Consider the following 18,899-nt stretch of genomic DNA (forward strand, 5'->3'; position numbering starts at 1 on the left):
CTCTTTGTTTTAATTCGAGTCCGGAGGTTTCCGCGGAACGGATAGAGGCAAGTGAAACGCCTCCCCTGATCCGGTTTTTGAAGCTACCCGTTACACGTTAGATGATACGAGGTGACAGGTGAACTTTGTTCCAAGAATCAACGAGCAGCGGCGGGATTCTACGTTCAGAAACCTACTTGACAACGAACTATGAGCCGGATGAACCGGTGGGTCGAGAGACCGAGATCAAGAGGATAGCTGACGCTGTCCGACCACTCACTCGACGGAAGACACCGGAGAATCTCCTGGTGTATGGACCTGCTGGAGTCGGGAAGACCACCTGTGTCAAGCACGTTTTCGACCGTTTAGAGACTGAAGCCGGCGCAGAATCCGTGTACATCAATGCTTGGCAGTACAACTCCCGTTCCTCGCTTCTGACCGAGTTACTGATTCAGCTCGGGTATCCTGCGCCTCGGAAAGGTAAGCCGGTGGATGAACTGCTTTCCAAGCTTCGTGAGTGGTTGGATAAGAACCGTGGAGTAGCTGTAGCCATTGACGAGTTCGATCAGTTAGAGGAGAAGACGGAGATCATCTACGACCTGCAAATGCTGAATCAGGAAGCAGAGAACTCGCTCGGCTTGGTGATGGTTTCCAACCAGCCTCCTTCCAAGGTCCACCTCGATCCCAGGAGTCAGAGCCGCTTGAACTGTCAGACACTACAGTTCAACTCCTACAATGCACCACAGCTACAAGAGATTCTGTCTAAACGGGTGGAGCAGGCCTTCAAACCGGGAACCGTCTCCGACGACGTCCTTGAAGAGATCGCGGAGACTGTGGCGGAGAACAGCGGGGACTGTCGAGAAGCACTGGAGAAACTACTGAGAGCAGGACGGAAAGCAGATCAGCGTGATGAGGATTTGCTCAGTGTTTCATACGTAGGAGATTGAAAGAGTATATCACAATAATGGTCTTCTACTACAAGTTTTCATTTAAATACAAGATCAAGAACCATTAGTATGGAATTAGAGAAGTTCTTGGAAGACAACAAGTACTATGTTTTAGCTGGATTGGTCGTTTTGCTACTTGTTGCTCTGGTGTACGTCGGTAGTCGTTTCTGGCCGACAGGAATAGCTGGATAGAACATTTTCTCGTTATTTTCTTTTCATCAATATCGTATTCCTTCTCAGGCCGAAAGACTGCTTCCCCGGTGTTTCAAGGGGGTGCACGATAATACTAAGTTGACGAAGAAACCTGCCAGCTACCGGAAATACAGCAAAGTCCAAGACGGCGACGTGGTCTGAAAGAAAGAGAGAATACGTGTCGTCTGAAGACGGTCAAAATGCCGTTTTCAGGCCACGAAACATATCAACGTCTTGGTAAGGACGAGACCCCGGATTCAAATTCCGGCCTAGGCTTTTTCCAAGCGACTAATTCCGGAGCGTCAGCGACGGATCGGAGCGCGCGAAAAGCCGGACCCGGAGTTTGAGCTTTTTTATTCCCGCCCTCGGAGCCGTGGCTCAGGAGTCGGGTAGCCTGATCGGGTCACCGTTCCAGCTGATATCGAGTCGGTGACGCGGGAGATACGGCGCAAGTTGCTCTCCCGTTACGAACCCTTCGTATCCATCGTCGACGACGGGAAGCACCGTCACGCCAGAGTCACGCATCCTGTCGGCGGCGAGCCCCACCGTAACTTTCGGATCGACTGTCTGCACTGGAGTCGACATGTACGACTCAACAGGCGGGTTCGTGCCTCCCTCTGCGATGGTAGCCACGATATCTGATTCCGTCACCACACCAACCAGGGTTTCCGTTTCGTCTTGCACGAACAACGCCGGTGTCTCCGGATCTCGCAACTGCTCGGCTGCAACCACTGTCGTCGCCCTCGGACCGATCAGGAGTTCTCGCTCGGCCATCGCCGACGTGACTGGAACGTCAATCATATTTCGACGTTTTTCTCGACTCAGGTAAGTTTTCTGTACATATACATACAATAGCCTCATACAATACTAGCTGTGGCCAGTTATACTCTCGAAAAGACATAATTAGGATATAACTCGGTTTTTGGGTGATATTTCTCTTTCTCGTCCGACTGGAGGTCAACCGAGCGAAGTAATCCAACCGCAACTGTGGGCTCCGCTGGGCCACGCTTGGTTCTCTGTGCGCCGCAACTACTGTTCGAAAGATGGCGTGGAACGGGCAGCTCAGACGAACCGTTCCGCCGTTTCGAGGTTCTCGGCGAGCGTTCGGAGAAAGCGCGCGCCGTCGGCTCCGTCGACGATTCGATGATCGAAGCTCAAATCAAGGGGGAGTTCCCGGCGGAACGTCACGCCGCCGTCACCGCCGGGTCGGGCCCGCTCGTCGAGCCGTCCGATAGCGAGGATCGCAATCTCCGGTGGATTGATGATCGGCGTGAACGAGTCGACCCCGAGTGGGCCGAGGTTCGTCACCGTGAACGTCCCGTTTTTGAAGTCGCTCATCGAGAATTCTCCGGCCTGAACGCGCTCGACGAGCGCCCGCCGCTGTTCGGTGATCGTCGCCAGCGACTTCGAGCCGACATCGCCGAGCACCGGCGTGACGAGACCGTTCTCGATGTCGACGGCGATACCGAGGTTGTGCTCGTCGTAGAGCTGGTGGGTGCCGTCCTCGTAGGTGGCGTTGAACTCCGGATGCTCCGCGAGCGTCGCCGACAGCGCACGCAACAGGATGTCGAAAAACGACACGTCCTCGATGTCCTCTTTTGCGCGCTCGGTCGCTTCCAGAAGCGGTTCCGCGTTCACCCGCCGGCGCAACGTGACATGGACGGCCTCGCTGTAACTCTCGGAGAGCCGTTTCGCGATGGTCTGGCGCATCCGGTCCAGTGAGTGCTCTTCGCGGACCGTCCGCTCGACAGGGTTGGTCCGCCCTCCATCGGCACGGAGACGAGCGGGATCGACCGTCTCACGGGCCTTCGTGGCCGGATGCAGTTTGGTCGGTCTGTCGTTGTCTTCAGTCATGTTCGTCGATGTACGCGAGTACGTCTCCGTGTCCGAACTCTCCGTCCTCCGGCACGACGATTTCCGTGAGCGTCCCACTGGTCGGCGCGAGGATATCGACGTCGACTTTCTCGACTTGAATCTCACAGAGCACGTCCCCTTCCTCGACGGCGCCGCCTTCGCGGACGAACCAGTTGATGACGATCCCCTCGTCGTCGTCGGCGTCCTCCGGCCAGTACTCGTCGACGTTGATCGCCACCCGTTCGTCGCTCATGGTTCTGTCGCGCGGATTGCTTCCTGGATGTCCTCGCTGTCGGGGACGACTTCGTCTTCCATCGGGCGTGAGTACGGGATCGGAACGTCTGGTATCGCAACCCGTTCGACGGCCTCCAGAGTGCCGAGATCGTTCTCAGCGACGCGTGTAATCACCTCGCCGGTGACGCCGAAGGATTGGTAGTCTTCGTCGACGGCGACGAGACGCCCGGTCTTGCTGACGGATTCACGGATCGTCTCCTCGTCGAGTGGGACCAGCGAGCGGAGATCGATCACTTCGACGTCGATGCCGTCGTCGGCGAGTTCTTTCGCGGCGTCTAGGGCGCGGTGGACGTGCAGACCGAGGGTGACGACGGTGACGTCATCGCCCTCGCGTTTCACGTCGGCGCTGCCGAAGGGGATGGTGTAGTCCGTCTCGGGGACGGCTGTCTTGGGTCCATCTGGCGCTGGGAGCCAGCCGATCCCCATCAGGCGCTTGTGGAACATGTAGGCGACCGGGTCGTCGTCGCGGATGGCGTTGTGCATCAGTCCCTTGGCGTCGTAGGCCGTCGACGGGACGACGACCTTCATCCCGGGGACGTGCGCGAATGTACCGTACAGCGTCTGTGAGTGCTGGGCGGCGTCGTTGTACGTCCCCCCGACCGCGGCCGTCAACACCATCGGGACGTTGACCGCCCCGCCGCTCATGTAGGTGTTTTTGGCCATCTGGTTGTAGATCTGGTCCATCGCGACGCCGAAGAAATCGACGAACATCAACTCGGCGATGGGGCGCATCCCCTCCTGAGCAGCGCCGACAGCAGCGCCGATATAGCTCGTCTCGCTGATCGGAACGTCCATGATCCGGTCGTAGCCGAACTCCTCTAAGAGGCCGTCTGTGGAGTCGAAGATACCGCCGTAGTCTGCGACATCCTCGCCCATGTAGAAGACTTCCTCGTTCTCCCGCATCTCGGTCGCGATGGCTTCGACCATCGCGTCGCTCATCGTCCGGGTCCGATCGATTGTCTGTCGCTGTTGTTGTGCCATTAGTCGTCACCTCCTGCGAGATCGAAGTCTGGTTCTGTGTCTGTTACGCCCGAGGGTGGATTCACCCACATGTCATCGTAAGCATCCTCCGGGTCCGGTTTCGGTTGGTCTTTGGCCCACTCGATTGCCTCGTCGACGCGCTCTTCTGCGCGCTCGCGGATCTCCGTCAGGGTCTCGTCGTCGACACCGTGGGCGCGGAGATCTGTTGCGAGGCGCTCGATGGAGTCCCGGCGCTGGTGGGCCTCCTGATCCTCCTCGGACCGGTAGGTTTCTGGATCGCCCATGAAATGACCCATCCGACGGTGGACCTGAATCTCGATGACCGTCGGTCCGTTCCCGTCTCTGGCGCGTCCGATTGCCTCCCGAGCGGCTTCGGAAACTGCGAGGGCGTCGTCTTGATCGACTCGTACGCCCGGCATGTCGAAGCCGTCTGCTCGGCGGGAGCCATCGTGGGAATCCGCGACTCGATCTTTGGGCATGCTGATCGCCCAGTCATTGTCCTCGATGACGAACACGACCGGCATGTCGTGGACGCTCGCGAAGTTCAGCGATTCGAGAAAGGCCCCCTGGCTGATCGCTCCCTCGCCGAGGAAGGCGACGCCGACGCTGTCCTCGTTGCGCTTCTGTGCTGTCAGGCCCGCCCCGACCGCCGGAGGAACACCTTCGGCGATGATCCCGCTACAGGCGAAGTTCACGTCCGGATCGAACAGGTGCATGTGACCCCCCTTCCCAGAGGAGAGCCCCGTTTCTCGGCCGAATATCTCGGCGGTCATTCGCTTGAGATCGACTCCCTTCGCGATGGCGATGTGGTGCGGGCGGTGTGGTGCTGTCACGGTATCCTCCGCACGGAGATGGTGACAGACCCCGACCGCTGCGGCCTCTTGTCCGGCCGCAAGGTGCAATTCGCCCGGAATCTGTCCGGCGCTGATGTCGAAGCCCGGTGTTTTCCCCTCCATATACTCCTCCTGCAACCGCTCTTCGTACACCCGTGCCGTCACCATATCTTCGTAGAACGCTTTTATTTGTGAAGTGCTGACACTAGTCATAAAACCCCCACAGAAATGTTTGTTAGAATAGAATATAAAATTCCGGGTCAAAGGCCGAAACCGCCAGTAACGTGTATACATTGTGTGCTCATAATCGATTACCTGGGGTCCGAATAACGAAAGAATAGTCGTGATTTCTCGCGCGATACATCTCGGGGGTTGCACCGCGACAGGTGGTCTGTCGAGCATCGCCTGGGACTTCCAGTGACCAGCACGGGGAGTGTCGACCTGTGGGAGACGGTAGCCGAGACTCACCGGGACGATCGTACCGGGGCGTCCAATGGAAGGCGAAAAAAGCGCCCGAGCCGGGCTAATTAGAAGTACTCTGCGCCGGCGTCGTAGGCACGCTGGTAGGCTTCTTCAGGCTCGAATCGTCGGTACTCCTCCGAGAGAATCTCCAATCCGTAGGGGCCTTCGAAGCCGGCCGAGTCGAGGGCATCGATCCAGCCTTCGATGTCGAATTCGCCCTCGCCGGGGAGTTTCCGGAGGTTGATCGTCTCCTCGAGGAAGTCCAGGTCAGTCTCGACGTAGCCGTCGTTGAACTCGACGGCGACGATATCGTCATCGGCGTCGAGGTCGGCGATCTCATCGAAGTCGACGTCGAGTTTCACGTTGTGCCACAGATCGAGGTAGAGCCCGCCCACCCCCTCGTCGCGAGCGAGACTCGTGGCCTCGAGTGCCTCGGAGATGCTCTGGATGTTCGGGTCGACCGGGAAAAACTCCAGCCCGACCTCAGTACCGACATCGGCAAACTCCTCGCTCACGTCGAGGAATCGGTCCTGGATGTCTTCCATCTCTACGGGATAGCCGTTGATGTTCCCGATCTTCAGGTGATTGGCGTCCAGCACTTCCGCGGCTTCGAGCAGGAGTTCGCGATCGTCCTGTTCGGCCTGCCGGCGCGGGTCGTCCTCGTCGAGGATGAACTCGGTGAGAAACTCGAGTTCGACGAAGTCGATGCCGTTTTGCTCCAGAATGCTGTTCAACTGCTGGAGGCGGCCCCGTCTGCTGTTCGGTTCAGTGAGTTCGTACTCGAGGATGTGCCTGATGTCCTGCTGGATGAATCCGATGGCCTCGAACCCGACTTCCGAGAGAATCCTGGCGCGTTGCTCGATCGGGTAGACGCTCCAGTTTCGGTGGCCGTGTGCCCCCCTGAACGGCGTCGCACCGATGCCGTGTGCCCACATGCTCGCCAGCAGTGGCGCACCGTCGTCGGTGTCGGTTTCCTCCTCGTCAGCGTCTTCCTCTGCCTCGTCGTCTCCGTCCTCTTGTGCGCTGGCCTGACCGATCCCAGCGACTGTCAACGTTCCCCCTGTCGCTTTGAGAATGTCGCGTCTGTTTGGTCTCATGGTGTGCCCTCGTGTGTGTTCGGTTTCGTGCCACCCCGCAGACCACCTATTGGGGTACAGACATGTTTGTTACTAGCATAGTATCGAAAATAAGATCGCATTAGTTCACGGGCGTGCGCCCGCTCACTGTCTCGGTGAATCCCATATCCGTCCACGGACACTGACGAAAAACAACAGAATTCCCAGCAGGTGCCAAGGCAGGGGCTGCTTAGTCTTTCGGCGAGACATCGGCGGCGAGTGTCTGGGTGACAATCTCCCCGTCGCGGATGATGAACGTATCTGAGGCGAATTCGTACTCGTGTGCAGGCGTCTCGGCGTGCCAGACAATGTAGGCATACTCATCTTCGATGACTCGTTCGTCGAGGGAGAACTCGACTGATGGGTCGTCGAACTCCTCGAGCAAGTCCGCGAACATCTCCCGTATCTCGTCGGTCCCGTGGAGGACGCCGCTGTCCGAGATGAACGTCGCGTCCGCCGCGTAATCCTCCATGATTCCGTCGAGGTTGCATTCGCCGAACATCTCCAAGTGGTGGTCGAGCACCGAGTCAGTCGATGACATACCGAACTGTAGGGACAGCCACAATTATTGTTCTGAGTAGGTTACCGACAACACTGGCTGTGGCTAGGGCTCCCGATAGCACTGTGACCGGGCCGTTATACCATCGTTACTGTCCGTAGGACGGGCTGAAACCTCACTCGCTCGGACTCGAAGCGTGGATTCTCTCCACTAGGCCTCTATTTCTGGATTTCCGGTGGTTCTACACCTCGATCCACCTGCAGTTCCTGTGATTGGGCCCGGTATTCGGCGATCTTGTTTTCGGCCCACATCCGCAGGCCCTCTCCCTGGGATTCGATCAGGACGGTCATGTACTCTTCTCCGCGAGTGATTAGTAGCGTGGTGTCGTCGAGGCAGGTCAGCATGTAGGGGAACTCGCCTGGATAGCGTAGCAGGTCGACATGCGGGTCTTCTTTGTATTTTTGCAGTGCTTTCCGGTGTCTCTCTGAGTCGTTGATGTCCTCGATCATACCCTCGGAGAAGATGTACCTGCAGTCTGTGTCGGTGGGGAGGACGGCTTCGCGTGATTCAATTCCCGCTCCGAGGATGAACGGGGACAACTCCTGCAGCGTCGCACTCTCTCCTGCGAGTTCATTGTACCTGTCGACGACCTCTCGTGTGCACTCCTGGGATTGCTCGACTCTCACCGAGGCGTCCTGCAGGAGGTGAAACGGCGGCAACGTTTCTTCCCAGTCCTCAGCCCGGTCGATCAGCCAGTCCAGTTTGTCGAGAAAGCTTTTGTCCATGAGCTGGTGCACGATCGGGTAGAAGATCTCGCCTTTCTCGGTCAGTTCGACCGACCCGTCGACGCGTTTGACGACGTTCTCGTCTTCGAGTTCGTCGACGACGGGTCGTTCGACATCAACGCCGCCCCCATTTTTCACTCGGTAGATGGCTGCGATGTTCTCTTTGGTGAGTAGTGCCCTCGATAACAATTCGGCATGTTCTGCTTGCTCATCAATCGCGTCCATTCGTATACTAGAACGATTTCAGTCGTGGGAAAAATAGGTTTATGTCAAAATCATATTTGATGGGCATCCGCAGGTGCCTTTTCTGGGAGCGGGACGGGCAGCCTGCGCGCAGTCAGGTCGATCGCCTCGACCACGCCGACGGCCCCACCCGGAAGCACGACAATCCTGTAACAATTGCTGATTTCTCCCCCGTCCAGTTACTCGAAAAAACTAGGTTCCCAGCCCCATGTGCAAAACTATGCGCATCAATACGAGCGGCAAGAAAGAGTGGCGGACGGATCTCTACGAGCGTACTGCTAACACGCTCAATGAGAGTCCCAAAACAGGGGCGATCGACAGCGCGTGTATTCACACCATCAGGAATTTGAAGCTAAACAGAGGGCAATTGAATATCTCAGTGGTCGGCTCTCGCCGGAAGAAATCAAACAAGTTGCCGATATTCTTAGCACTGATGTGATTGAGATGACGGTGGAGCTGGATACTGAACTCCTTGTAAAGGAGTAACTCACGCCCTGTTGCTTGGATGGGAATCGTATATACTACCGATTTAGGAATGCCCGAACTCGATCAAGTAGACCGTCTTCCGATTTGTCTGGGACTCGACTCAACCGTTGATGAACACGCTTGCGAATATCTGGGTGCGCTTCGAGGTACTCATCGAGCATCCACATCGATCCTGTCTTGCGATATTTGAACATCGCTGGCAGATCGGTTTCTTCGGCGATGTACTTCCCACGTGCAATGCCGTCCACCTGACTGTTTTCGGTTCCACCATCAAACTCCTCGTCATGTGCGGTGACGATCACATGGACATCGCCATCGGTGTCGTCTTCTACGATAATTCCGGACTTCTCCACCTCCTGAAATTCTTCTTGACAGCCTTCACAGTAGTGGTACTCCCCAGTTGAGCTCACATCAGTAAAGTCCCCACATCGGGTGCACTCCGGCATACGCTGGTATTCAGGCTTTTTCTTGTTAAATTCCTCTATCTAGTGAAAATCTCTGCGGTGCGATCTACGGTCAAGCATCCGCGCCGAAGGCGCGGTTCACTCAGCGTGAGCGAAGCGAACGCTGAGGTCGTTTTTCCCCTAGTTTTTACGAGGAGCGGTTCGCTCGAAGAGCGAACCCGACGAAGTAAAAAGAGGTATGGACTCGCCGGGATTTGAACCCGGGGCCTCTTCCTTGCGAAGGAAGCGATCTGCCACTGATCTACGAGCCCGCAAACGTCTGTTCAGTCTGGACGAGTAAATACGTGCTGTCTTCGTGCCGGGAAAGCCTGCGCGTGAGCCGTCCCGTCGTCAGTCTTCGAGGACGATCTCGATGCTGACGTCGTTCGGGACTTGGATGCGCATCAGCTGGCGAAGTGCACGTTCGTCGGCGTCGATGTCGATCAGCCGTTTGTGAACGCGCATCTCCCAGTGCTCCCAGGTGGCAGTCCCCTCACCGTCGGGGGACTTCCGGGCAGGTACTTCCAGCGTCTTCGTCGGCAGCGGCACCGGACCCGACAGTTTCACGCCGGTGTTGTCGGCGATGTCTTTGACCTCGCCACAGATGCTGTCGAGGTCTTCGGGGTTAGTGCCCGCTAGGCGGACGCGTGCTTGCTGCATGTTATCGCTCGTTGACCGAGAGGACCTTTCCGGCCGCGATGGTCTGGCCCATGTCTCGGATGGCGAACGAGCCCAGTTCCGGAATCTCGCTGGACGGCTCGAGGCTGAGCGGTTTCTGCGGTCGCACCGTCACGACTGCAGCGTCGCCGGACTGGATGAAGTCCGGGTTCTCCTCAGCGGTCTCGCCGGAGGCAGGGTCGATCTTCTTGTCGATGGACTCAATGGTACAGGCGACCTGTGCCGTGTGGGCGTGGAAGACCGGGGTGTAACCCGCGGTGATCACGCTCGGGTGCTGCATGACGACGACCTGTGCCTGGAACGTCTCGGCGACGCTCGGCGGGTCGTCGGCCGGGCCACAGACGTCGCCACGGCGGATGTCGTCCTTACCGATGCCGCGGACGTTGAATCCGACGTTGTCACCGGGCTGGGCTTCCGGCACCTCTTCGTGGTGCATCTCGATCGTCTTCACTTCGCCGCTCACGTCAGAGGGCTGGAAGGAGACGTTGTCGCCGGTGTTGAGGATACCGGTCTCGACACGGCCGACCGGGACGGTACCGATTCCGGAAATCGTGTAGACGTCCTGGATCGGGAGTCGGAGGTCGGCGTCCGTCGGCGGCGACGGCTCCGGCAGGTTGTTGAGCGCTTCGAGGAGAATCTCGCCGTCGTACCACGGCGTATTGTCGGATGCGCTCTGGACGTTGTCCCCCTCGAACGCGGAGACGGGGATGTATTTGACGCTGTCAGTGTCGAAGCGGACCTGGTTGAGCAGGTCGGTGACTTCGTCTTTGGTCTGCTCGTAGCGACCTTCTTCGTAGTCGACGAGGTCCATCTTGTTGACCGCGATGATCATCTCGTCGATACCGAGGGTTCGAGCCAGGAAAACGTGCTCCTGGGTCTGTGGCTGGACACCGTCGTCGGCGGCGACGACGAGCACAGCGTTGTCGGCCTGGCTCGCGCCAGTAATCATGTTCTTCACGAAGTCCCGGTGGCCCGGACAGTCGACGATCGTGAAGTAGTATTCGTCAGTGTCGAATTCCTGGTGGGCGATGTCGATGGTGACACCTCGCTCTCGCTCCTCTGCGAGGTTGTCCATCACGTAGGCGAACTCGAAGCCGCCCTTGCCCTTCTCTTCTGCTTCTTCTTTGTGCTGTTCGATGACGTGCTCCGGTACGTTTTCGGTCTCGTACAGGAGTCGTCCGACCAGTGTACTCTTCCCGTGGTCAACGTGGCCGATCACGGCCAAGTTCTGATGTGGTTTATCGTCACTCATTTGTTCTCACGCGCAGAGGCGCTATACCGGATACTTAACGCGGTTGTTCATAAAATCATTTCGATACCGCACGCCACCCACACCGATGCCCTCTGGTGGTTCTGTGAACTGGTCCCACGGCACTCGGTCGAAGCGACGTGTCCTGGTTTCGGCGGCAAGCTATCAGAAGTCGATGCGGTTGTCAGTCGAGATGGCCGATATCCGCGAACACGGCCGTCGCCGTCTCGGGGCCGCCGGCACCGCGCCCGGAGTTGTACAGCGACCCGGCGTAGGTCGTCTCGAACTGGACGATATTCTGGGTTCCGGAGACTGCAAGCGCGCTGTTTTCGGGAATCAGTCGCGGCCCGACGCGAACGGTGTCTCCGGTCACCTCTCCCACCAGTCGGATCGTCTGACCGTCCTCGTCGGCGAGATCCAGCGCGCTCGCTGGAAGTTCGTGGATCCCTTCGACAGTGGCGTCGTCGAGGGTGAACTCCTTGCCGTTCTGGAGCACGTTCGCGACGATCACACATTTCAGCGCGGCGTCGGTCCCTTCGACGTCGAAGGAGGGGTCGGCTTCGGCGACGCCGAGATCCTGTGCTTCCGCGAGGACGTGTTCGTAACTCAGCCCCTCGTTTTGCATCCGCGAGAGGATGAAATTCGCCGTGCCGTTGAGCACGCCTCGGACCGTGGTGATCTGGTCAGGGCCGAAACTCTCGATGGTCGACAATACCGGAATCGCCCCGCCGACGGTCGCCTCGAAGCGGACTTCGCCCTCGCTGTCGGCTTCGAGGTCGCGCAGGTCGCCGTACCGTTCGGCGACTGGTCCCTTGTTCGCGAGGACGACGTGACGGTCGCGTTTGAGCGCTGCCTCCAGGTAGCCGAAGCCGGGTTGGGCGTCGCCCAGTGTCGTCGGCGTCGCCTCGACCAGTACGTCGTAGGAAGCGTCCAGCGCGTCTTCGGGGTCGGCGTCTCCGACGATGCCCTCGCTGCTCTTTCGGTCGAGCACGGCCGCGGGATCGAGGCCATCGGGATCGACCGCAGCACTGCTGGAATCGGCCATCGCGGTGACGGTGTGACCGTACTGGGCGGCGAGTTCGAGCACAGCGGTGCCGACCGCACCGGCACCCATCACGGCGATATTCATACTGCCTCACCTCCGAGTAGCGGTTCGACGACACGGAGTCCTTTCTCCTCGGCGATCCCACGAATCGAGTCGATCACGTCCGTTGCCTGTCCTTTCTGCGTCGCGAGACGCATTCGCGCGCTGGATTCTTCCTCCTCGCCTTCGGGTGCAGACAGTGAGAAATCTCGGACCGATGCACCGGTCGAGTCCTGAATACGTGAGAGTGTGTCGGAGAGATCTGTGTTGACGAGATGGCCGACGAGAACGATTGTGAGTTCGTCGCTGTACTGCTCGGCCCCAGCCTGGATGACGTTGATTCCGGCGTCTCGCAGCGCGTCGACGATATTGTCGAACTGTCCCGGTGTCGCCTCCAGATCGACTTCGACGGGGATATCGCCGCGGGGTGTGAGATTGCCGCGCTCGTGGAAAATCGAGAGGAGGTTCCCTCCCTGGTTGGCGATCGGTTCGAGCGCCCGAAGCAACTCTCCCGGCCGGTCGACGAGTTCGAGCCGGACGGTATAGGCGCGTACGTCGTCGGCCGAATCGCTCATCGTCCACTCACCTCGTCGGTCGTGTCCCTCATTAGGTCCATCTCAGACGGCCGACTATAAGAAACCAGTCGTTCGCCGTCGATTCGACCCCGCGAACGCGGCCCTCGGCCCGATCAGCCGCCGAAGGTATTCTTGATCTGCTCCTGCCAGGTCTGGAGGTCGTCGATCTGTGCTTCGAGTTCGTCGACTCGTTCGGCCACATCCTCGTCGGTGACCTGCGCTTCGAGTTCTCCGATCGACTCCTCGATTTCGTCGATAGAGGCATCGAGTTCGTCGACGGTCGTATCCATCTCTTCGAGGTCTGAACTCACGTCTTCGACCTCAGATTCGATAGAACTCACGTCGCTGCTCACCTCGTCGACCTCCTCGCCGAGTGAATCCATCTCGGAATCGACCGTCGAGACGGTCTCGCTCATCTCCTCGACTTCCTCGCTGACTGCCGAGACCTCCTCGCTGTTGGACTGGAGTTCGGACTGGACGGATTCGAGCCGCTGATCGAAGGAGTTCAGTTGCTGCTCGAAGTCCTCGATCAGTTCCTCGCCGGTCCCGTTCTCGTCGAGGAACTCCTCGAGTGCGCTCGTATACGCGCGAAGATCTGAAATGTCGTCCTGAATCTGTGCGATTCGTGCCTGGTCGCTCCCGCCGCCGTCTTCCTGTGCGGCGACATCCAGCGCCCGTCGAAGCAGTTTGAGGTCCTCGCCGGAGACGTTCTTCTGCCGGATCTCGGCGGCGAGTGCGGCGGTCAGGCTCTCGCCGGAGGCCGAAACCGTTGGCTCGTCTCCCTCTTCGGACACCGATTGCTCGTCGTCTTCGGCCGCGGCCGCCGCAGATTCGGATTCGTTCGGATCGTTCAGCTCCAGCGTCGCAACATCCTCCTCGTCGGCCTCGTCGCCGTCCTCTTCTTCGAGGCCGGGAATCTCGCCGTCACCGGCGATGGCGTCTTTGACGACATCGTCGTCGGTTTCGGGAATGACATCCTCGGGGTCGTCCTGCTCGTCCTCCGGCAGCGGCGGATCGACGGATTCGATCGTTGGCTCGGTCAGAAACTGCTGGACGTTGTCGCTGCCGGTCGCCCGAATCCCGTAGACCGTCGTATACGAGCCCTCGGCATCGAGTTCGCGCTCGAAAGTGATGGTATCGTCGTCGATGGTCCAGAACTCGCTGCCGTACTCGGGGTGAAAGCCCAGATCCTCTACCTCGATTCCCTCGGGAACAGTGTCGCTCATCCGCACCGTCACTGATTCGTCGCGAGTGGACTCGAACTCGAATGCAATCGCCGGCACGGGGAACTCGTCTTCCTCGAACCGTTTGACCACGGTCACCCCGTCCGACGAAATAGTGACCTCCTCGTACGCCTGTGAATCACTCATGTATCCATGTGGGATCTTCCGATGTATTAAACTTAGTTACTGTTCGCACTCGGATGCTCACAGACTCCGGCGGTCTCCGATTTCGACAACCGCAATTGTCTCCGGGTACGGGAAGCTACTGGCGTGTCTGTGGATAACCGTCGGATCGGCCGTGAGTCCCTTCCACATATCCCAGTGCGTCGGAACTAGCCGCTCGGTCTGGAGTTCGTTGGCCGCCTCGACGATCATGTTCTCGTCGCTGTACCACGTCGTCCGCTTTGGCTCGCGGGTCTGTTTGTCCGGAATCATCCCCGTCGACCCGAAGGCAAGCACGGCCACGTCGACGTCGTACTCCTCGCCAATCTCCTCGAACTGGCCGGGTCGCGCGTCGCCGCCGTGGACGAAGGTCCCGGCCTCGTGTTCGATGACGTAGGCGACGGGATGGTCGGCGTCTGGATCGTTCGCCGGATAGACAGAGATCGTCAGGTCGCCGATCTCGAAGCTGTCGCCGTCGTCGATTTCTTCGATCTGATCCTCGCTCACGTCCCAGCGGCCGGTCCAGTCCTGTTCGTCGGTGACGGCGACGCTGGCGTCGGGGCCGTAGAAGGTCGCGCCCGTGTTATCGAGAATCGGTGCCTGGCTCTCGCCGTGGACGTGATCGGAGTGTTCGTGGGTCGCGAGCACGGCGTCGGCCTCGCTCACGTCATCCGGATTGAACGGAACCGGAATCATCCGCACCGTCCGCGGTGGATCGCCGAGTCCGAGATACGGGTCGATGAACACCGTCGTTCCGTCGGCACTCTTGACAATGAAGCCGTTACAGCCGAGATACCAGAAGTCAACGCCGTCGGGGTCTGCGTCGGCAACCTCTTCGAGCAGCCAGTCGCCCCAGTCGCTTTCGATGGTCATACCCGTGGCTGGCGGGGCGAGCGACTAAGCGTTTCGCCTTTTAGTCCTCACAGCAGCCGCCTGCTTTCTCGCCGAAGTCGATATCCAGCGGGTCGCTGACGTACTCGTTGAGCGCCTGCAGGCGGAGTTCGAGGTCATTTTCGGCCTGCAGATACTCTCTCATTACCGGGATGTCGTGCAGTTCCTGCTGGGTCTCTTGCAGTTCGCGCAGGTCCTCTTGGCTGGCCTCGCCGCGCTGGCGGGCAGACATGTACTCGGTGCGGACCTGCTCGAACTCGGCGATTTTCTCCTGTGTGTCCTCGTCGGCCTCGACGGCTTCCTGCTTTTCGAGGAAGGTCTGGTACTCCGGCAGGTCGGCGATTGCGTCGCCGAGACTCCGGGCGAGGTCCTCGATGCTCTGTTCGCTGTCGGCGGGGGAGTCGCTGTCGATGCTCATTGTGCCTTGGTTGGCGTGAGTATGCAAAGCGTTGGCGGTCCGCGTTGTTCTCTCGCTTATTCCTCAAACCGCTTGTCGACGCTCTCGGCGTGGGCCTCCAGTCCCTCGGTCCGGGCGAGTGTCGTCACGGTGTCAGCGATATCGTCGAGTGCGTCTTCGTCGAGTCGCTGGACGGTCGTCGACCGAAGGAAGGTTTCGACGGAGAGGCCACCGACTCGCTTCGCCGCGCCGCCGGTCGGCAGGACGTGGTTCGGTCCGCTGGCGTAATCGCCCGCGGCGACGGGGCTGTACGGGCCGAGGAACACCGATCCCGCGTTGTCGATCCGGTCGAGCAGCGCCTCGTCGTCTTCGGCGATGATCGAGAGGTGTTCGGCCGCGTACTCCTCGGCAAACAGCGTCGCCTCGCTCATCGATCGACCGACGAAGACACCGCTGGCCTCGCTGTCGAAGGCCCCGCGGATGATCTCCTCGCGTTCGCGCTCGCTCGCCTGTTCGTCGGCGTGATCGGCGATTACCGCCGCGAGTTCTTCGTCGTCGGTCACCGCAGCGACGGCGGCGTCGGTGTCGTGTTCGGCTTGTGCGACCAGATCCGCCGCGACCAGTTCGGGGTCGGCGCTCGAATCCGCCACCACGAGCACCTCGCTCGGGCCGGCCAAGAAGTCGATCTCCACGTCGCCACGGACCTCCGCCTTGGCGGCGGTCACCCACTTGTTCCCCGGGCCGACGATCACGTCGCTCGGGACCACAGTTTCGGTTCCGTAGGCGAGCGCGCCGATCGCCTGTGCGCCGCCGACCTGATAGACTGCGTCAGCGCCAGCAATTTCCGCGGCGGCGAGGGTGGCCGCCGGCAGTTCGTCAGCAGGCGGCGTTGCGACGGCGATGTGCTCGACACCGGCCACGTTAGCGGGGATGACACCCATCAACACGCTGGAGGGGTAGGCGGCCGTTCCGCCCGGTGCGTAGACGCCAGCGCGGTCGAGCGGACGGAATCGGCGGCCGAGTTCGCGGCCGTCGAACTCCTCGCGCCAGTCCTCGGGGCGAGTCCGTTCGTGGAAGGCTCTGATGTTCTCTGCTGCATCTTCGATTGCCTCGCGCAGATCGTCGTCGATCTGGTCGACCGCTCGCTCGGCTCGGTCGGTCACGTCGATGTTGCCGACCGACACGCCGTCGAACTCCTCGGCGAACTCCCGGAGGGCAACGTCACCCTCCGTCTGCACCCGGTCGACAATCTCCGCGACATCCTCCCGGACTGCCTCGACGCCGCTCTCCCGGTCGAACACCGCTGTGCGCTCGTCGGGAGAGAGGCCCTCGATTTCTCGAATCTCCATACTCCCTCTACCGGGTGCCCGATACATAGGCCCCTCGGAGCGGTCTCAGAACTGGTTGTCGACGAGTTCGCCGACGCAGTTTCCGCTGGCGGTGTACTCTGCGGGTTTGTAGTAATCGAGATGGCGAGTTACCTGCTCGGAGACGTCCACGTCGGTGTAATTCGAGGGGAGTCGTCCGGACGAGCGGAGCAGGCCGCCCCGGCAGTCACTCCCGCGACAGCCGAGACCGGCAGAGAACTCACCGACCCGGTAGAGTCGACAGACCATCCCGTCGTTCTCGGAGTGATAGTTGAACACCGGGCCGTCGACGGCTTCGATGCCGGGTCGGTACTGGTGACAGACCGAATCAGGGTCGACGGCGGCCCCGAGCAAAGCGACGGATTCGATACAGCTTCCGGGGCCGTTATCGAGTGTTTCCAGTGAGACTCGACCGCCGAGTGAGTGGCCGACGAGGTGGACAGAGCGCTGGCCTTGTGCTCGGAGCCAGTCGGCCAGCGTCTCGCTGGCGTGCGTCGACCGCCGTTTCGCTCGGGGCCACGTCGTCGAGGAGTCCCACATCCCGGCGACGACGGTCGGTGACTTGCGGGTGCGCGACTCGTACTCCAGTTCGAGTGCTTCCTGCAGTGCCGCGGCCTGGTGAGCCCCGCTCATCTTGGCGACATCGAACCGGCCCTGCCCGAGAAAGCCGTGGACGTAGAGAATCAGCTCTCCGTCGGGAATCTCGCCGGACTCGACGGCCGTCTCGCCGGTAAGATCAATCTGGCTCTCGACTTCGGTCGGCCAGTCGGTCAGTTGCTCTTCGAGCATCGGCACGAGTCCATCGCCGAATCGTGCCCGCGTCGCGGCGACTCGTTCCTGCACTCGGGCCCAGGATTCTCCCAGCCGTCCGCGCAGTCTACTCGACTGTGGGGCTGGGTTCGAGTGGTCGCCGGAATCTTGCGTCATTGCTTCGGCTATACACTCGTCGATGCGATCCTGTAAATTAGTTGATTTTGTATTTTGATCTGTAGAGAAACGGAGCGTGTAAACCGGCTGCTTCCCTATAGCGTCCCAATGAGTACACCCAGTCCCGATGTCTACGAACAAGGGCGGGGGATGGACGCCCACAATCAGGCGATGCGGGAGATCCGCTCCCGGAACGACGAGAGTCACGACCCCCGCGAGCCGACCCGCGTCTGGCTCGACGAGGACAACACGCCCGACGGTGTCTACGACTCGCTGACGATCATCCTCAACACCGGCGGCTGTCGCTGGGCCCGCGCCGGTGGCTGTACGATGTGTGGTTACGTCGCCGAGAGCGTCGACGGCGGCACCGTCGCCCACGAGGATCTGATGAAACAGATCGAGCTCTGTCTCGAACACGAGGAAGAAAACGCCGAACAGCCGGCTGGCCAGATCAAGATCTACACCTCCGGTTCCTTCCTCGACGAGCGCGAGATTCCCGCCGAAACCCGGGAGGCAATCGCCGAAACGTTCGCCGACCGCGACCGGATGGTCGTCGAGTCACTCCCGGATTTCGTCGACGAGGAGAAAATCCGCGACTTCACCGACCGCGGCATCGAGACTGACATCGCAGTCGGGCTGGAAACCGCCACGGACCAGATCCGCCACGACTGCATCAACAAGTACTTCGACTTCTCGGAGTTCGAGCGCGCCGCCGAGGCTGCACAGGAAGTCGGTGCGGGGATCAAAGCCTATCTCCTGATGAAGCCGCCGTTCCTCTCGGAATCGGAAGCTATCGAGGACATGAAGCGGTCGATCCGCCGCTGCGCTGCGGTCGAAGGCTGTCACACCGTCTCGATGAATCCGACGAACGTCCAGCAGTACACGATGGTCGAACAACTCTACTTCGACGACGGCTACCGCCCGCCGTGGCTCTGGTCGGTCGCCGAGGTGCTGGAATCCACCGCGGACGAAGACGTGATCGTCGTCTCCGATCCGGTCGGTCACGGCAGCGACCGCGGCGCGCACAACTGCGGCGAGTGTGACGACCGCGTCCAGCGCGCGATCAAGGACTTCAATCTCCGGCAAGACCCCTCGGTCTTCGAGCAGGTGTCGTGTGCATGCGAGCGCACGTGGGAGGAAGTCTGCAACCGCGAGCAGAGTTACTCGATGCCGCTGGTTCGATGACTGATAGACTCGCTGACGATACTGTCACAAATCCTTATCCCCCTTCCC

The 18,899-nt window shown here is 59.9% G+C and carries 21 protein-coding genes and 1 tRNA gene; 3 read left to right on the plus strand and 19 right to left on the minus strand.

The window, feature by feature from the left end; genetic code table 11:
- Positions 1–125 precede the first annotated feature (125 nt).
- On the plus strand, positions 126–926 hold the full coding sequence (locus tag V8P86_RS12460; RefSeq protein ID WP_336327602.1) for a Cdc6/Cdc18 family protein: 801 nt from the start codon (positions 126–128) through the stop codon (positions 924–926).
- Between the two features lie 570 nt (positions 927–1,496).
- On the opposite strand, the gene V8P86_RS12465 is transcribed toward V8P86_RS12460, so the two are convergent.
- From V8P86_RS12465 to V8P86_RS12500, 8 genes are all read right to left on the minus strand, one after another.
- Positions 1,497–1,919, minus strand: coding sequence for a CBS domain-containing protein (locus V8P86_RS12465; RefSeq protein ID WP_336327603.1), 423 nt, complete (start codon positions 1,917–1,919; stop codon positions 1,497–1,499).
- A gap of 261 nt (positions 1,920–2,180) precedes the next feature.
- Positions 2,181–2,972: a 2-oxo acid dehydrogenase subunit E2 gene (locus V8P86_RS12470; protein ID WP_336327604.1), complete on the minus strand. Its 792-nt coding sequence runs from the start codon at positions 2,970–2,972 to the stop codon at positions 2,181–2,183.
- A complete protein-coding gene (locus V8P86_RS12475; RefSeq protein WP_336327605.1) occupies positions 2,965–3,225 on the minus strand; it encodes a lipoyl domain-containing protein in 261 nt (86 codons plus the stop codon). Before V8P86_RS12475 ends, V8P86_RS12470 begins: the two co-directional genes overlap by 8 nt.
- Entirely contained in the window at positions 3,222–4,247 is a 1,026-nt protein-coding gene (locus tag V8P86_RS12480; RefSeq protein ID WP_336327606.1) for an alpha-ketoacid dehydrogenase subunit beta, read from the minus strand. Before V8P86_RS12480 ends, V8P86_RS12475 begins: the two co-directional genes overlap by 4 nt.
- On the minus strand, positions 4,247–5,293 hold the full coding sequence (locus V8P86_RS12485) for a thiamine pyrophosphate-dependent dehydrogenase E1 component subunit alpha (RefSeq protein ID WP_336327607.1): 1,047 nt from the start codon (positions 5,291–5,293) through the stop codon (positions 4,247–4,249). Before V8P86_RS12485 ends, V8P86_RS12480 begins: the two co-directional genes overlap by 1 nt.
- Before the next feature lie 314 nt (positions 5,294–5,607).
- A complete protein-coding gene (locus V8P86_RS12490) occupies positions 5,608–6,639 on the minus strand; it encodes a sugar phosphate isomerase/epimerase family protein (protein ID WP_336327608.1) in 1,032 nt (343 codons plus the stop codon).
- Positions 6,640–6,847: 208 nt separating this feature from the next.
- On the minus strand, positions 6,848–7,198 hold the full coding sequence (locus V8P86_RS12495; RefSeq protein WP_336327609.1) for a nuclear transport factor 2 family protein: 351 nt from the start codon (positions 7,196–7,198) through the stop codon (positions 6,848–6,850).
- Positions 7,199–7,374: 176 nt separating this feature from the next.
- Positions 7,375–8,166 carry a transcriptional regulator FilR1 domain-containing protein gene (locus tag V8P86_RS12500; RefSeq protein ID WP_336327610.1) on the minus strand — a complete coding sequence of 264 codons (792 nt, stop codon included), beginning with the start codon at positions 8,164–8,166 and terminating at the stop codon, positions 7,375–7,377.
- 238 nt (positions 8,167–8,404) lie between these two features.
- Here V8P86_RS12500 and V8P86_RS18930 point away from each other — a divergent pair, with 238 nt between their 5' ends.
- Complete coding sequence (locus V8P86_RS18930) at positions 8,405–8,623, plus strand: DUF7692 domain-containing protein (RefSeq protein ID WP_442909394.1); 219 nt, start codon at positions 8,405–8,407, stop codon at positions 8,621–8,623.
- Positions 8,624–8,705: 82 nt separating this feature from the next.
- Here the strand turns inward: V8P86_RS18930 and V8P86_RS12505 are convergent, their stop codons facing one another.
- The 11 genes from V8P86_RS12505 to V8P86_RS12555 form a co-directional block, all read right to left on the minus strand.
- Complete coding sequence (locus V8P86_RS12505; protein WP_336327611.1) at positions 8,706–9,116, minus strand: hypothetical protein; 411 nt, start codon at positions 9,114–9,116, stop codon at positions 8,706–8,708.
- A gap of 197 nt (positions 9,117–9,313) precedes the next feature.
- Positions 9,314–9,385: transfer RNA gene (locus V8P86_RS12510), tRNA-Ala, on the minus strand.
- A gap of 79 nt (positions 9,386–9,464) precedes the next feature.
- A complete protein-coding gene (gene rpsJ, locus V8P86_RS12515; protein WP_336327612.1) occupies positions 9,465–9,773 on the minus strand; it encodes a 30S ribosomal protein S10 in 309 nt (102 codons plus the stop codon).
- Position 9,774: 1 nt separating this feature from the next.
- Positions 9,775–11,043: a translation elongation factor EF-1 subunit alpha gene (gene tuf / locus V8P86_RS12520; RefSeq protein ID WP_336327613.1), complete on the minus strand. Its 1,269-nt coding sequence runs from the start codon at positions 11,041–11,043 to the stop codon at positions 9,775–9,777.
- 181 nt (positions 11,044–11,224) lie between these two features.
- Entirely contained in the window at positions 11,225–12,169 is a 945-nt protein-coding gene (locus V8P86_RS12525; RefSeq protein WP_336327614.1) for a homoserine dehydrogenase, read from the minus strand.
- Positions 12,166–12,699, minus strand: coding sequence for an amino acid-binding protein (locus V8P86_RS12530; protein WP_336327615.1), 534 nt, complete (start codon positions 12,697–12,699; stop codon positions 12,166–12,168). The genes V8P86_RS12525 and V8P86_RS12530 overlap by 4 nt, the downstream gene beginning before the upstream one ends.
- A 113-nt stretch (positions 12,700–12,812) precedes the next feature.
- Positions 12,813–14,069 carry a hypothetical protein gene (locus V8P86_RS12535; RefSeq protein ID WP_336327616.1) on the minus strand — a complete coding sequence of 419 codons (1,257 nt, stop codon included), beginning with the start codon at positions 14,067–14,069 and terminating at the stop codon, positions 12,813–12,815.
- Between the two features lie 57 nt (positions 14,070–14,126).
- Positions 14,127–14,957 carry an MBL fold metallo-hydrolase gene (locus V8P86_RS12540; RefSeq protein ID WP_336327617.1) on the minus strand — a complete coding sequence of 277 codons (831 nt, stop codon included), beginning with the start codon at positions 14,955–14,957 and terminating at the stop codon, positions 14,127–14,129.
- Between the two features lie 40 nt (positions 14,958–14,997).
- On the minus strand, positions 14,998–15,393 hold the full coding sequence (locus V8P86_RS12545; protein WP_336327618.1) for a YlbF/YmcA family competence regulator: 396 nt from the start codon (positions 15,391–15,393) through the stop codon (positions 14,998–15,000).
- Between the two features lie 56 nt (positions 15,394–15,449).
- On the minus strand, positions 15,450–16,721 hold the full coding sequence (gene hisD, locus V8P86_RS12550) for a histidinol dehydrogenase (protein WP_336327619.1): 1,272 nt from the start codon (positions 16,719–16,721) through the stop codon (positions 15,450–15,452).
- A 45-nt stretch (positions 16,722–16,766) separates the two neighbouring features.
- The gene (locus V8P86_RS12555) at positions 16,767–17,582 is read right to left on the minus strand and encodes a DUF726 domain-containing protein (protein WP_336327620.1); all 816 of its coding nucleotides are present in this window, start codon (positions 17,580–17,582) and stop codon (positions 16,767–16,769) included.
- A 192-nt stretch (positions 17,583–17,774) separates the two neighbouring features.
- On the opposite strand from V8P86_RS12555, the gene V8P86_RS12560 reads away from it, so the two are divergent.
- Complete coding sequence (locus V8P86_RS12560; protein WP_336327621.1) at positions 17,775–18,851, plus strand: archaeosine biosynthesis radical SAM protein RaSEA; 1,077 nt, start codon at positions 17,775–17,777, stop codon at positions 18,849–18,851.
- Positions 18,852–18,899 lie beyond the last annotated feature (48 nt).

This window comes from Halovenus anhuiensis, from assembly GCF_037080055.1.
Taxonomy (GTDB): Archaea; Halobacteriota; Halobacteria; order Halobacteriales; family Haloarculaceae; genus Halovenus.